The 14,078-nt window shown below is 38.2% G+C and carries 14 protein-coding genes; all 14 read right to left on the bottom strand.

Annotated features, from left to right (window positions below):
- Window positions 1-97 precede the first annotated feature (97 nt).
- Window positions 98-574, bottom strand: coding sequence for a hypothetical protein (locus KO505_RS17160; RefSeq protein ID WP_216056696.1), 477 nt, complete (start codon window positions 572-574; stop codon window positions 98-100).
- A gap of 155 nt (window positions 575-729) precedes the next feature.
- Window positions 730-1,467: an SIMPL domain-containing protein gene (locus KO505_RS17165; protein ID WP_252731903.1), complete on the bottom strand. Its 738-nt coding sequence runs from the start codon at window positions 1,465-1,467 to the stop codon at window positions 730-732.
- Between the two features lie 129 nt (window positions 1,468-1,596).
- Window positions 1,597-4,308: a M1 family metallopeptidase gene (locus KO505_RS17170; RefSeq protein WP_216056697.1), complete on the bottom strand. Its 2,712-nt coding sequence runs from the start codon at window positions 4,306-4,308 to the stop codon at window positions 1,597-1,599.
- A 325-nt stretch (window positions 4,309-4,633) separates the two neighbouring features.
- The gene (gene arfB / locus KO505_RS17175) at window positions 4,634-5,050 is read right to left on the bottom strand and encodes an alternative ribosome rescue aminoacyl-tRNA hydrolase ArfB (RefSeq protein ID WP_216056698.1); all 417 of its coding nucleotides are present in this window, start codon (window positions 5,048-5,050) and stop codon (window positions 4,634-4,636) included.
- Between the two features lie 14 nt (window positions 5,051-5,064).
- On the bottom strand, window positions 5,065-5,295 hold the full coding sequence (locus KO505_RS17180) for a DNA gyrase inhibitor YacG (RefSeq protein WP_216056699.1): 231 nt from the start codon (window positions 5,293-5,295) through the stop codon (window positions 5,065-5,067).
- Window positions 5,296-5,304: 9 nt separating this feature from the next.
- The gene (locus tag KO505_RS17185; RefSeq protein ID WP_216056700.1) at window positions 5,305-6,054 is read right to left on the bottom strand and encodes a cell division protein ZapD; all 750 of its coding nucleotides are present in this window, start codon (window positions 6,052-6,054) and stop codon (window positions 5,305-5,307) included.
- A gap of 67 nt (window positions 6,055-6,121) precedes the next feature.
- Entirely contained in the window at window positions 6,122-6,748 is a 627-nt protein-coding gene (coaE, locus tag KO505_RS17190; RefSeq protein WP_216056701.1) for a dephospho-CoA kinase, read from the bottom strand.
- Window positions 6,748-7,641 carry an A24 family peptidase gene (locus tag KO505_RS17195; protein WP_216056702.1) on the bottom strand — a complete coding sequence of 298 codons (894 nt, stop codon included), beginning with the start codon at window positions 7,639-7,641 and terminating at the stop codon, window positions 6,748-6,750. The genes coaE and KO505_RS17195 overlap by 1 nt, the downstream gene beginning before the upstream one ends.
- 88 nt (window positions 7,642-7,729) lie before the next feature.
- Window positions 7,730-8,932 (bottom strand): type II secretion system F family protein, encoded by a 1,203-nt coding sequence (locus KO505_RS17200; protein WP_216056703.1) that lies wholly within the window; start codon window positions 8,930-8,932, stop codon window positions 7,730-7,732.
- Between the two features lie 42 nt (window positions 8,933-8,974).
- Window positions 8,975-10,750, bottom strand: a complete 1,776-nt coding sequence (gene pilB / locus KO505_RS17205; RefSeq protein WP_216056704.1) for a type IV-A pilus assembly ATPase PilB — start codon at window positions 10,748-10,750, stop codon at window positions 8,975-8,977.
- 43 nt (window positions 10,751-10,793) lie between these two features.
- A complete protein-coding gene (locus tag KO505_RS17210; RefSeq protein WP_216056705.1) occupies window positions 10,794-11,315 on the bottom strand; it encodes a prepilin-type N-terminal cleavage/methylation domain-containing protein in 522 nt (173 codons plus the stop codon).
- Window positions 11,316-11,397: 82 nt separating this feature from the next.
- On the bottom strand, window positions 11,398-12,255 hold the full coding sequence (gene nadC / locus KO505_RS17215; RefSeq protein WP_371820018.1) for a carboxylating nicotinate-nucleotide diphosphorylase: 858 nt from the start codon (window positions 12,253-12,255) through the stop codon (window positions 11,398-11,400).
- Window positions 12,256-12,292: 37 nt separating this feature from the next.
- Window positions 12,293-12,808 carry a TIGR02281 family clan AA aspartic protease gene (locus KO505_RS17220; protein WP_216056707.1) on the bottom strand — a complete coding sequence of 172 codons (516 nt, stop codon included), beginning with the start codon at window positions 12,806-12,808 and terminating at the stop codon, window positions 12,293-12,295.
- Between the two features lie 27 nt (window positions 12,809-12,835).
- A complete protein-coding gene (gene srmB, locus KO505_RS17225) occupies window positions 12,836-14,056 on the bottom strand; it encodes an ATP-dependent RNA helicase SrmB (protein WP_216056708.1) in 1,221 nt (406 codons plus the stop codon).
- Window positions 14,057-14,078: the final 22 nt, after the last annotated feature.

Below are 14,078 nucleotides of genomic sequence, written 5' to 3' on the forward strand. Positions count from 1 at the left end.
ACATTTCAGGACGAGACACACATAAAAAACAAAAAGGCCATCTATTTAGATGGCCTTTTTTATAACTGATAAACTTGGTTATCAATTAGTATAAGTGTTAAATCGTTCCTGAACGACAGGTTTTTATTCGTTTGTTGCCAAGGTAAATAGGTTCTTTTTTTAATTCACCTTCTAACACTTCAGATACCGCTTGTCCCGTTTCAACATCAACAATCCACATTAATATTTTTTGCCCTTCAAGCTTTCTCTTAAGCGTATACGTTTTATTAGCTTCTAGTTTTACCTTGAAGTTAACAAAAGCTTCCGTTTTACTATTGGCAAAGTCCAGTCGAGATATGTTCGCTTTTACCCATAAGCTATGCTCACCAGCTTCAAATTGTTTAGGCTCTGTCCATTCAGTTGGCTTTTTACGAAAACACATTAAATGAACATATTCTAACAAGGCACCTGTATCACTTTTAAAGTTTACAAATCTGAAGTGATTGGCCTTAATTTCATCATTTGCAGGGATCGCACTACAGCCTATAATCGATACACTAAATAAAAGTGCTAGAAACGATTTATAACTCGCCATTATTTATTCCTTTATCATTATGAAGTTCTATTAGATTACTGGCTAATAATAAAAATTTAAATGTGATTAAATTCCATCTTCAGCACATGTCTTAAATATCTTTATATTTAAGTATATTACCAAGTTAGCAATTGATGTTAATGAATACAACCAACTTATTCCATTGTGTAAACAACAAAAACCGTTGCTGTAACTCTCATCTTACCAATCTTAAAAACACTCGAACCTGGTGGCACTCTATATCTTACTTGAGCCGTATTATATGACTGACCATACAATTCTTGGTTTGGTCTTAAATTATAAGCGTCTTCCGTTCTTGTTTTAAATTCAGATATTGAATACACGTCTTTAATTTCTTTTCCATGAATTGCCGCTAATTCAGCCGCTTTTAATTTAGCGTCATTAACCGCCAACATTAATACCCCTTTTTTAATTGAACGTTCATCAGATAATTCAACCGTTGAAGATATTTTAGAGGTGATCTCAGCTTCCACCAGTGCATCATTTAACGCAGGATATATAGCAAGGTCATGTAGCAAAATATCGATATTACGACTCACTCGTGTGCCCACATTTACACTCTTACCGTTTTGATGCTCTATTGCTGGGTATATTTGTATTGGGGTCGCCGTGATCTGCTCTTGTTTGATCCCTAACGCTTTTGTTGCTTCAAACAATTTTAGCGACTTTTCATCTATTTCTAACTTAGCGATATCAGCATCCATGTTAGTGGCCGTAACAGAAACTGAAATTTTAATTTGATCGGGAATAACCTCTTGCTCAGCATGTCCTTCAACATAAATATGAGGTTGTTTTGGAATCACCGTTGACAACAGTGGAAATGAAATAATGGATAATACAAATACGAGTGCTTTCATTGAAGTACCTTTCATAAGTTTTCTTGAATATTAGCATTAGGTTAATAACTTAGAGCGTTTGGTTTTTAATATTTTTCTTTTGTTCCATGAAGTAAAAAGGCCTATGTTTTCAATAGGCCTCATATGGTCTTTATTTAAATTAAATTATAAGTTGATACCCTGTTGTTGAGCCTTTAATTGGCTACACATTTCAATACGTTCAAGGGTGGTAGACAAATGATGTTCAGCTCCTGCAAGTTGATCTAATTTGGCAGTGAAAAACGCCTCAACGTCGTCACGCATTTCTTTACTGCAAAAACCAGAACCTATCATAGGGGTATAACCTAAGTATTTTTTTGGGATCACCAACTCAATAAATGAGAATTTATCTTTAAACCATTGGTACACATTTCGTTGATTTTCCTTTCTACTCATGTGAGTAACTAACAACGTAATACGTTCATTTACCCTAATGGATAATGAGGTAATAGTATCTAATACTAATTCACTGACTGCTGGGTCATTCGAGCGAGCGACCGCGGTTAATAATTGTTGGCGTAAAGTACCGTCATCCGTATTCTCCAGCTGCGCTAAAACAGCTTTAGCAAATGGGAGTCCGTGCAGTTCTACACCGCTTGCTAATGCCGGTAATAAAAGCTCTGGATCTAGCTCACTTGTATTGAGTTGATTACCTTTGTTGTAGCCAATAACCTCCTCTCCCATTTGAGCTAACTGGTTAAGTAATTCAGGCTGCTTCAGCGTTAATGCCACAAGTGAAATGATCTTCTTTCTTAACAGTTTAGTCGCAACCGGGTCATCTAAGTCCGCTTGTGTATTTGCATATAAACCTAGTGACTCCAATTTACTGTCATACAGTGAATTTAAATATTGAGATATTTTAACTTGATCATCATCTCCGGCTAAGTTATTTGAAATAAACTCTATTTCGCCAACAGGTTGTGTCACTAAGTCCCAATCAGTGTCAGACACTATAGTTTTAATTGCTACCAAGTACTCCGACACACTGATTCTTCCGGCCCGGAATTCAGCCACTAAATTGCTCGCAACCGAATATTTTTCAGAGCCATCAAGTTTGCCAAAATTCGACATTAAAGATTGCTGTTTTTGTGCTGGCATTGTCCAACGATAATAACCTTTACCACCCGTGTTCGGCATAACCGCAACTGGGCATTGCGCGCCAGCAATGGTCAGGGTATCTGAAGGTTGATCTAGCAATGTACAAACTTCTCGATTGTTGTCGTTATTCACTAACGTTAAACAAACAGGCAATGTCCATGTTTGGTCTGAGCTTGAGCGTGCCCCAATTGGTAGATAGCGAGTTTGACTAATATCAGCCGTTACTCCAGCGTCATCACATTGATAATCCACTGAAATGAGTGGCACTCCCTTTTGATTAAGGAAGCTTTCAAACGCCACTTTGATATTTTGTTTCTCAGTAAAATGTTCAATTGAATCAATAAAGTCGATGGCCGTCGCATTACCAAAAGCAAAACGTTGCATGTGATAACGAACGCCCTCCCTGAAGTCATCCTTACCAACATAATCTTCTAACATTTGTAACATAGCGCCACCTTTTTGATAGGTAATACCGTCAAATGCATTTTTAATGTCACCGTTATTGTTGATAGGCTCTCTGATCTGACGAGTATCAACAAATACATCTTGTTTCATCACACCATGACCGCTACGAACCATGCCTCTAGCAAAACCAAAATCAGGGTTCCATTCATTCATCGTGATGTCGGCCATCCAAGTTGCAAACGACTCGTTTAGCCAAATATCATCCCACCATTGCATGGTTACTAAATTGCCAAACCATTGATGAGCCAATTCGTGTGCATGAACACTGGCGTAACTACGTTGTTGATCAAGCGTAGGATTATCACCCAACAATAATAGTTGCTCACGGTAAGTGATGAGCCCCGCATTTTCCATTGCTCCAGCCGCAAAGTCAGGAACAGCAACGATATCTAATTTTTCATACGGATATGGAATCGCAAAATACTTTTCAAGCTCTGCAAGAATGTCAGCTGTATTTTCAAGGGCATAAGTTAAGTCTTTGCCTTTGCCTTTTGTCGCGATACCCCGTAACGGAATTTCTTTATCGCGAATAGCAGTCGTGGGTATGTTTGCATACTCCACTACATCTAAATCCCCCACAGCAAAAGCAATTAAATAAGTTGGCAAAGGCTTTGTGGTGGCAAAGGTAAGCTGTTTGAATCCATCGGATAATTGGCTTTCTGCAATTTGTGGTGTATTAGTAAAACCTTTATGTTGATCTTTAACTTCAAGCTTAATGTCGTAAGTGGTTTTAAATCTAGGCTCATCAAAACTAGGAAATGCCATGCGGGCAAATACAGATTCAAACTGGGTAAAGGCGTAGTTTAATCCACCGTCTTTAACTAAATAAAGGCCTGATAAATCAGAGGCTAATTCGCCATTAAATACAAAATGAATACTCGCACTTTGAGCAGGTAATTCAGTACTTGAAGTCAACCTTGCAACACCTGAGTGTCCCATCTCTTTAAACGTTAATGGGGTTGTTTGATTATCGGTTGTAATAAAATTTGCGGTTGAAACCGTAATATTTTCGGAATGTAACCAAAGCTCAGTGCTCGGAGTTTTGAGGTTTACATCTATGATCACTTCCCCAGAAAAAGTACCTTGATCTGGGTCAACTCGTAACGTTAAGTCGTAATGGGTAGGTTCTATGTTTTCAGGTAATTGACCTAGTGGAGCCAGCGCTTTCTCTTGCTCATCTATTTGCTGCTGCCAGTTGTTATAAAAGTTAATGCCAACTGCAATTATTACCACAGTAATAATAAAGTAAATGAGCCATTTAAAAAATGTTTTCATAATAGTCCTTATTGTTTTTATTAGTTCAGTATATAAATGAATGTTTATATAAAACTCTGCTCGGTTTAACCTTACCCCTAATATGGTGGATAGTAAAAGCGCTTTCATTTAACGTGTTGCAGATAGCGCCTCAAAGTGGAATTACGTAGCCGTTTTTAGGCAACCAGCTGAGTAAAATCAAAGTGCTGTTAAAAATAATTATTTTGTTCGACGTCTACTCGTATGGTGTTCTGCATGTTGCATTGCTAACTACATTTAACCGACTGTGGACAATCAGCGAATAGCTACAGTAACATTTCTTTGCTGATGGAGAGCAAACTGACTTTTATTCAAAGCCGACTTTGCCTCGTAATTGTTTAACTTGGGCTTTATTCTTTTTACTGTCTAAACGGCGGGTTTTAGAGGCTTTGGTTGGCTTCGTTTGTATTCTTGCTTTGACGGGGACATTAACACTCTTGATTAAGTCAACGAGCCTTTTAAGAGCGTCTTCTCGGTTTTTTTCTTGTGTTCGGTGCGACTGCGCTTTTAATACGATTACGCCATCTTTAGTTAAGCGTTTATCATTGAGTTTTAATAATCGTTGTTTATAAAACTCAGGCAAGCTTGAAGCATTAACATCAAACCTTAGATGAATTGCCGACGAGACTTTATTAACGTTTTGACCACCTGCGCCTTGCGCTCTTATTGCGGTTAATTCAATTTCTTCATCAGGAATAGAAACGTTACTCGAAATATCTAACACTGGAATACAGCACCCTACTCTTTAAAGAATTGATTATCTTGTTCTGCAAATGACGCTTCCATAGCATCTAAATCAGCCTCGGACATGACAGCACCTTGAATTGGCTCTGAGATCACTCTTGAATCACTCGCCCATTCACCTAAGTCAATTAACTTACAGCGCTCACTACAAAATGGTCTGAATTCAGAAAGAGGTTGCCAAATTACGGCGGTTTCACAGGTTGGGCATTTCACTACTGTAGTCATAATACTTTTTTAACAAGTTGATAATTGAAATTCGATTGTATCATCTACGCTGGTTTTAACTAACATTTTATCTGGCATCATAAAGCTAATTGCATAACGATGTTTACTGCCGCTTATCATTGGGAATACCCCTAAATCAGCATCGTATTTCACTCTTAACAAAGACACTTGCTCTCCACACACGTCCTGATAAAAGCTGTTGATCGCCGACTTTTTCTCAAATGGCGTAGATTCTCTTAAAAACAACAATGAAAAATCCAACGCTTGACGTAAAGGTCCTAAAATACCAAGCCATTCATTAACATCTTGTGTTCTTAATTCCAGCGGCTTATTACACCAGTAATCCAACTGAGGTAAATCAAAACCACAAGTACCACCTGCAATAGCAAAACGAGGTCTTAAACTGGCAAGAAACTTATCATCTTTCAATGTATGACAAGCTTTACTCATGGTCGCCACTTGGTTTTGTAACTTAATGGCTTCTTTTAGCTTGGTTTGTAATGAATCATTATGAATATCAGGATGGGTTGACCACCGGATCATGTTCTTTTCTAGAAGATCTAAATAAAATGCCAAAGTGGGTCGTATATCATTCCTTTCTAGTACTTCAATGCAGTTAAACAAGGCATTAAAAAAAGAATGAATATTTACTGGTTTACTAACATCTTTATTTGCATCCAATAAACCAAACAGTAACTCTAAGCGCATCAAAATACGTACTCTTTCATTCAAAGGATGTTCGTATATCGCTAAATTCATTTTAGTGTCTTTTATTATTAATAGTGAAGGTCAAAATATAACCAGATAAACATTAATGCATTTCACATTAATTCGCTACATTAATCAGCTTATCCGCAGCTAATTGTAAAAATTTGGTATTTAAGTTTTTAGCTTGTTCAGCTAAGAGAGCAATAGCGCCATCGTTAGGGACGATATAGTCGGCTTGCTCATTTCTTCTCTGCCTAGTCCATTGGCTCGCCATTATGGCTTGAATTTGTTGCTGCTCAACACTGTCTCTTGAGGATGCTCGCTCTAGTTGCAGAGTTTCTGGTACATCCACTACCACCACTTTGTCCGTAAGCTTATCTAATTGATTTTCAAAAATTAACGCCGCAGATAAAATAACATATGGTGATTGGGCGTTGTGTAATTGGTTGATCATTTCATTACGAATCGCGGGGTGCATGATGGCATTTAATGTTTGTTTTTTATGTTCATCGCTGAACACAATTTCGCGTAATTTAGCTCTGTTTAATTCACCCGTCGATAACAAAATATCTGCACCAAATTGCTGTGCTACTTGCGTTAGTACCGGTGAATTTACCGCAACAACTTCTCTGGCAACCACATCGGCATCAACCACAATCACATTCAGTTTTTCAAACTCTCTAGTAAGTGCCGACTTACCAGAACCAATACCGCCTGTAACACCTATAACCAATTTATCATTCATTATAAATACCCAATATACCAATTGAATATTTCGTTACCCCATAACATGACAATCCAGCCGGCAATGGCCAAATATGGCCCAAAAGGAATTTGTGTATCACGCCCAGCTTTAGCCATAAACATCATAGTTATACCAACGACCGCCCCCACAATAGATGACATTAGGATCACCATAGGTAATTTAATAACACCAACTATCGCTCCAATGACTGCGAGTAATTTAAAGTCGCCGTGCCCCATGCCTTCTTTGCCAGTAACGAGTTTAAATACCCAGTAAATTGTCCATAAACATAAATACCCGGCAACGGCTCCCCATATGGTTTCCATTGGTGTTAAAAAGACAGTCCAATGAGATGCAACCAATACAGCCCATAAAACTGGCAAGGTTAGCTGGTCGGGCAATAACATATGATCAATATCAATAAAAATAAGACTTACAAATACCCAAGTTATCGGTATCAACATTAAGCTCTGGGCTGAATAACCAAATTTATACGCAATTACAGCAGATGCCACCGCCGTTAATAATTCGATTGCAGGATAACGCTTAGAGATTTTATTGTGGCAAGTGCCACATTGACCTTTCAATAATAAGTAACTTAAAACTGGGATATTTTGCCAAGCTTTTACTGGCGCATTACAACTCGGACAATGTGAATCTGGCTTAACTAAATTGAACATCTCTGGTGTTTGTTCCGCTTTCCCTTTTGATGGTTTTTTTAACTCATCTTTTAATAATTCGCGGCAATCACAATGCCATTCATTTTCCATCATTTTAGGCAATCGGTAGATCACCACATTTAAGAAACTACCCACTAACAAGGACAAAACCGTCACGCTTGTTACAAAGAAAAATAGGTTGGTTTGTAATAACAATATTATTGGTTCAAACATATGATTTACATTTTCCGCGTTAGTATTAAGTTCGGTTTATCTTTCATTTTGGTCAATGTGCAACCTATAACACTCTGCTAATGAGCCTTTACAATGAGCTGCTTATGTCAAAAATAGGCAAATACATGACCAAAACTAACCCGCCAACTAATATGCCTAGTAACAGCATAATGGTAGGCTCGATGAGGTTAGTTAACTTTTCAATGTCATACTCAACTTCACTTTGATAAATCTTATTAATTTTGAATAAACAAGATTCTAGTTTTCCCGATTCTTCACCAATTGCCAACAATTGAATAAATGTATCTGAAAACAAGTGTTTATCTTCCATTGCCCGATGCAACATAGTACCAGAAGATACATGAGCTTGAATCTCTAAAAGTGCATTTTTATAAATCAAATTAGTCGACGATTTGGCCGCGGACTGCAAAACTTGGTGAATAGGGATCCCTGCGGCAAATAGGGTATAACAAGTTTGGCTTATATTGGCGTAGTTAAACTTAATGATGATAGGACCAAATAATGGCAATTTTAATAAAATGGCATCTCTCATTAACCTAACCCGATAAAATCGGCAACTAAGTTTAACGATGAAGACCAGCAATAAGGCGACGACAAAAAAATAATGCCAATACTGTTGAATCGTTTGAGACCAAGCAATCACCATCATGGTTGGTTCTGGTAACGCTCGGCCAAAACTAGCAAAAATATCCTGAAAACTGGGGATCACTTTTACCATCAAAATACCAACAACAATCAGTGCCACAATGATCACTGCGCTTGGGTACATTAAAGCTTTATTAATTTTATTCGCTAGTTGCTGTTTGTGTTCAAGATAGAGAGTTAATCTAACAAAGCTTTCATCAATGCGCCCAACAGACTCACCCGCTTCAACTAATTGACAATAAAATTCATTAAAGTAGGTTGGCCAAAACGCCAACTCTTCAGATAAAACATGGCCCATTTTCAAACGCCCAATGAGTCTCGACAATAATCGCCGATAGCCATAATGCATCACATCTTTTTTCATGATCTCCAAACTGGTGACGATTGGTAAACCCGCTTGTAATAAGGTTGCTAAGTTTCTTGTAAAGTCGCTGATCTGGTCTTTAGATAGTGTTTTATTAAATAACCTAAATGTAGCGTTAGCCCCCAACTGGATGGAAGTAAAACCTTGAACGACAAGTTGCTCTTTTGCTTGGCGTTTTGAATGCGCTGCCAGTTTTCCCGTGACTTTTTGACCGGAACTATTTACCCCTTGATAAATAAACATACGCTTTTTATTAAACAAGATTATTGTTCCTATTTATTAACCTGTGACATAAATCAGATGTTAATAGCTGATCACTCGGTTGATTTCCTCCAAGCTGGTCACCCCTTTGATCACTTTGTTAAGACCAGCTTGCCTTAACGACACCATGCCACCGTTTATCGCTTCAGTTTGTATCGTTAATACATTGGCCTGTTGCATGATTAACTGTCGGACGTTTGCGTTTGGTTTTAATAATTCAACTATGGAAGTGCGCCCCTTATAACCTTGATTACAACGTTTACATCCCTTTGCTTTATATAAAGTGATTGCGTTTAGCTGAGTTATATCAAACCCCTGCTTCACTAACTCTTTAATTGGGATATCCGTTTCAGGCTGTTTACAATAATCACACAAACAACGAACCAAGCGCTGTGCGATGATAAGTGAGATAGCACTTGCTAAGTTGTAAGTTGGGATGCCCATATTGGTTAAACGATTTAATGTTTCAGCCGCAGAATTAGTATGCAAAGTAGAAAGAACTAAATGACCAGTATGGGCCGCTTTTATCGCTATTTCTGCCGTTTCTAAATCCCTGATCTCACCCACCATAACCACATCCGGATCCTGGCGTAAAAAAGCCCTCAAACTATTGGCGAAATCTAACTTAGCTTTGCCATTTACTTGCACCTGATTAATACCTTGTAAATGGTATTCCACCGGATCTTCAATAGTAGATATATTAATGTCTTCCGTGTTTAACACGTTAAGACCGCTGTACAAGGTCAATGTTTTGCCAGAGCCTGTTGGCCCTGTAACTAGGATCAATCCTTGAGGTTGGGAAAGTGCAGTTAGATACGTTTGCTCCTGGTATTTATCAAAGCCTAAAGCTTTAACATTAGCTAAGTTACCTTGGGTATCTAAAATTCTTAATACGACTTTCTCTCCCCATATAGTAGGTAATGTACTGACACGAAACTCAACGTGTTGTTTATCAAAGGTGAATTTCAACCTACCATCTTGTGGTTTACGTTTCTCAGCAATATCCATATTGGCCATGACTTTGATACGTGCCGCTAATCGACTATTTAAACTTTCCGGCGGCTTACCTTTATTATGTAATACCCCATCAACTCTGAATCTGATGCGGTAACTGTGTTCATAAGGTTCAAAATGTAAGTCAGATGCACCTTGTTTTATTGCTTGTCGTAATATTTTATCCACATAACCTATGATGGGTTCTGTCGGCTCATTAAGAGTATTTGAACTCTGGCCGGCATGTTTTTCCTCCTTATGTGTTGTTACATGATTAATATTACTTGTTGCAGGACTTTGTGTTTGGCTTACTTGATAAGCAGTGGTTGACGGCACTTGCTGTTGAACAGACTGAGATTCCGATAACGTGTGCACCTTGCCAGTTAATAACTCATTCAATTTTTGCTGTAATAAAATAGGGTCGCAATACACTAACTCAGTATGAAATCCGCTATTAAATTCGAAGGTCGTCTGCACCGTTAAGTTGGAGGGCTCAGCCGTGGCTAACGTCACAACTTGGTTATGGATTGAAATAGGCAAAATCTGATGTTCTTGTAAAAAAGCCGATTGCTCTTCTAATAAAGAATGATGTTTAAATTGCCAACTATTAAAATCGAATGTACTTAGCTCAAATACTTCAATATCAAATAAAGCACAATTCCATTGCCTAAGCTGATCACAAGTCATAACTTGTTCCGTTACCAAAGCCAATGGCACCGTTAAGTATTTATCTACATTTTTTGTTAATAATTCAATGTCACTTTGATTTATCGCGCCTTGGTTTAATAAGTGTTTTATTAAAATACCTTCCATGATTTTTGCCATGACGCTCTCCTTTTCTCCTCCCAAATCCATGGTTCAGGAACATTTATAAACTAGGTAAAAAACCTTTAAACTTTAAATTGGCTTCACGGCTTGGGTCTAATCGTATATTGACCGACCCATTGTTACTTAGAATAACAGAGACTTCTGCGGTCAAGGTTTGTAGTGCTTTCGGTGCTATTTTATTACAGCCTGATCCGATAGAAGTACACGCAAATTGCACACCTAAAGTGATGTTGTTTGTCGTATCACTGGGGAAATCAACATCAATACCGGAAACTGCACCATTAGCAAAGTCACTTGCTGCATCGTATTGTTTGCCATCGTTATCAACAAAACCAATATTGGCCAAATCTGAAAAACTAGTAGGTAATACTCCGTTATAAGCGACGTATTCGAAGATGGCATTTTGTAATGGCCGGATGGCCGAGTTGACTTGAGTTGAGACCGTGGCTTTTAAACTGTAATTTTGATATTTGGGAATCGCAAACCAAGAAAGGACGCCTAAAATAGTGACGACTATCATAAGCTCAATGAGTGTAAATCCCTTTGAATTTGAAACTAACATAACCGTCCCTATTATCTACCCTGTCCCCAAAATAGATAATAGTTCAGATTTATTCAGATGCCAGTTTGTGGCGAGAATTTGTTTATATTTCAGAAAAGCGCATAGATAAATCAATGGCTTCAACATGTTTTGTTAAACCACCAATTGAAATAAAGTCCACATTCAAACGAGCGTAGTCTTTGAATTTCTCACCATCCATATTGCCAGACGCTTCAAGTTTAACGCGACCATCGGCTAACTCTTTAGCACGTAAGGTTTGTTCAACATCAAAATTATCTAACATCACAATATGTGCACCCGCATCAATCGCTTCAATTAACTCTTGTTCGGTCTCAACTTCCACTTCAATGGTTTTTCCAGGATTTAACTCTTGTGCACGACTTACTGCTTGTTTAATTCCACCAGCGGCTTGGATATGATTTTCTTTGATCAAATAAGCGTCGAACAAGCCAATTCTATGATTTTGGCCACCACCACATTTTACCGCGTACTTTTGCGCTAAACGCAGACCTGGTATTGTTTTTCTAGTGTCTAAAATTTTAGTCGTACTGCCTAATGCTTTAACTTCGCACACATATTGATGTGTTGTTGTCGCGGTAGCTGATAAGGTTTGTAAAAAATTTAATGCCGTTCGTTCTGCTGTCAAAATAGCGCGAGCTGGGCCTTTTACAATAAATAAAGTTTGATTAGGCTTAGCGACATCACCATCTTTAACAAACCATTCCACCTCAAGACTAGAATCTACTTGCTGCATAGTTTCATTAACCCATTCTACACCACAAATGATGGCAAATTCTCGGGTGATAACTTTACCAATGGCTTGTTGAGTTGGCGGAATGAGTTGTGCTGTAATGTCTCCATCAAACGCACTCTGTCCATTTAAATCTTCACTTAATGCGCGGCTAACTTGTTGCTCTATATAAGGTTTATGCATTTCAATTACTTACAATTTTTGATTATGTGTTTTATCGTTTTTATTATCTAACATGGTGTTTTAATGTAAGTTGATCGCCCACTTGTCGAAACTCAACTTGTTTTAATACACTCATGCCCAATAGAATTTGTGAGCCCGCCATGCCAGGTACAATACTGGCTTTTACATCATACAATTGAATCTCACCTAGATTTAACTGGTTAATAACCGTTGTATAAGCGGTGGCAGTGCCATTCGCGGTATGCACTTGCACGGCTCTGCCTTTTCGTAACCCAACTTTATCTGCCACACCTTGCGGCACAGCAACATTGGTGGCACCAGTATCTAACATGAATTCAACGTCAATCTGGTTTATCAAGCCACTTGTCACATAGTGGCCGTAACGATTACGTTGTAACTCCAATATCTGCACATCCCCCACTTGGTATGAGTTAGGCTCTGAATTAGGGTTAATTTGTTCGGCTAATTTATCTTCAAAAAAATAAACCAGAGAAACCAGTAATAATCCCCAAAATATAAAGGAGAACGTCTTACCAAATTGTTTAGGCTGATCACTCATAAATATTAAAGGCCACTTGGTTTCAATTTACTTTTTCTTCTTTTTCGCAGCTTTAGCCAATTTCTTTTTATGTGGCTTTTTACGTTTTACCGGTACTGCTGCTTCTTTATGTTTAGGTTCTAACCCTTTAATTTTTCTATGTTTAAAGGTTTGGTCTGTATAACGTTCAATTTTTTTCACAACACCCATTTCATGGGCTTCAATTAAGCTTATCGCATAACCTTTGGCGCCAGCACGAGCGGTACGACCAATTCTATGTACATAGACGTCGGCACTACGTGGCATATCAAAATTAATAACATGACTGATATCGACAATATCCAACCCACGCGCTGCTATATCTGTTGCAACTAAGATATTTGAACGACCTGACTTAACACGCTCAACGGCTTTTAAACGCTTATCTTGTGGCATATCGCCTTGCAAATAAGTTGCAACAATATCTTGAGATTGTAAAAACTGAACGACTAATTCCAAACGTTCTTTGGTTTTAACAAATACAATGGATTTGGTCACTTCTTCAGACTGTAAGTAACTCATTAATAAAGCAAACTTATGTTCTATATTGTCTGCTAAGTGAGTCCACTGTACAATTTTCCCACGCTCTCTACGTGGTGCATCTGCATCAATTTGAGCTGCTTCATTTAATACTTGGTTACTAAACTCAATAATACCGCGACCTTCAAGCGTGGCCGAGAACAACATGGCTTGTTTACGGTTACGAGATTGCTCTGCAATGGTCGACATGAAACTTCTGAATCCCATATCTAACATACGGTCAGCTTCGTCTAAGACTAAAATCTCAACATTCTCACAGTGAAAGCTTTCCGCTTCCATGTATTCCATTAAACGCCCAGGAGTCGCAATTAAGATGTCATTATTTTTTTCAAAAATTTCTCTGTGGCTGCCGTAATTAATTCCACCAGTAACCACACCAGATTTTAAATCAGTAAAACTTGTTAATTCCTGTGCGACTTCAAATATTTGATAAGCCAATTCACGGGTAGGTGCTAATACTAATACACGAGCAAAACCAGGGGAATTGCGAGGGAAGTCCAACAAATATTGAATAGCTGGAATTAAAAAGGCCGCGGTTTTACCTGTCCCCGTTGGCGCACTGGCTAAAATATCAAGTCCTTCCAAAGCCTCAGGAATCGCTAACTTTTGAACCCGCGTTGGTTGACTATAACCAATTGCGTGAATGCCTTTTTCAAGGCGGGGATCTAAATCAAACTCACTAAACGACATTAATATTCCTGAATAACTAAAC

This window comes from Psychrosphaera sp. F3M07, assembly GCF_018860345.1.
GTDB lineage: Bacteria > Pseudomonadota > Gammaproteobacteria > Enterobacterales > Alteromonadaceae > Psychrosphaera > Psychrosphaera aquimarina.

What these genes read in the sequence shown, in the direction of transcription:
- KO505_RS17160 (WP_216056696.1), bottom strand. Translation starts at nt 574, where the DNA reads ATGGCGAGTTATAAATCGTTTCTAGCACTTTTATTTAGTGTATCGATT.
- KO505_RS17165 (WP_252731903.1), bottom strand. Translation starts at nt 1,467, where the DNA reads ATGAAAGGTACTTCAATGAAAGCACTCGTATTTGTATTATCCATTATT.
- KO505_RS17170 (WP_216056697.1), bottom strand. Translation starts at nt 4,308, where the DNA reads ATGAAAACATTTTTTAAATGGCTCATTTACTTTATTATTACTGTGGTA.
- KO505_RS17180 (WP_216056699.1), bottom strand. Translation starts at nt 5,295, where the DNA reads ATGACTACAGTAGTGAAATGCCCAACCTGTGAAACCGCCGTAATTTGG.
- KO505_RS17185 (WP_216056700.1), bottom strand. Translation starts at nt 6,054, where the DNA reads ATGAATTTAGCGATATACGAACATCCTTTGAATGAAAGAGTACGTATT.
- coaE (WP_216056701.1), bottom strand. Translation starts at nt 6,748, where the DNA reads ATGAATGATAAATTGGTTATAGGTGTTACAGGCGGTATTGGTTCTGGT.
- KO505_RS17195 (WP_216056702.1), bottom strand. Translation starts at nt 7,641, where the DNA reads ATGTTTGAACCAATAATATTGTTATTACAAACCAACCTATTTTTCTTT.
- pilB (WP_216056704.1), bottom strand. Translation starts at nt 10,750, where the DNA reads ATGGCAAAAATCATGGAAGGTATTTTAATAAAACACTTATTAAACCAA.
- KO505_RS17210 (WP_216056705.1), bottom strand. Translation starts at nt 11,315, where the DNA reads ATGTTAGTTTCAAATTCAAAGGGATTTACACTCATTGAGCTTATGATA.
- KO505_RS17220 (WP_216056707.1), bottom strand. Translation starts at nt 12,808, where the DNA reads ATGAGTGATCAGCCTAAACAATTTGGTAAGACGTTCTCCTTTATATTT.
- srmB (WP_216056708.1), bottom strand. Translation starts at nt 14,056, where the DNA reads ATGTCGTTTAGTGAGTTTGATTTAGATCCCCGCCTTGAAAAAGGCATT.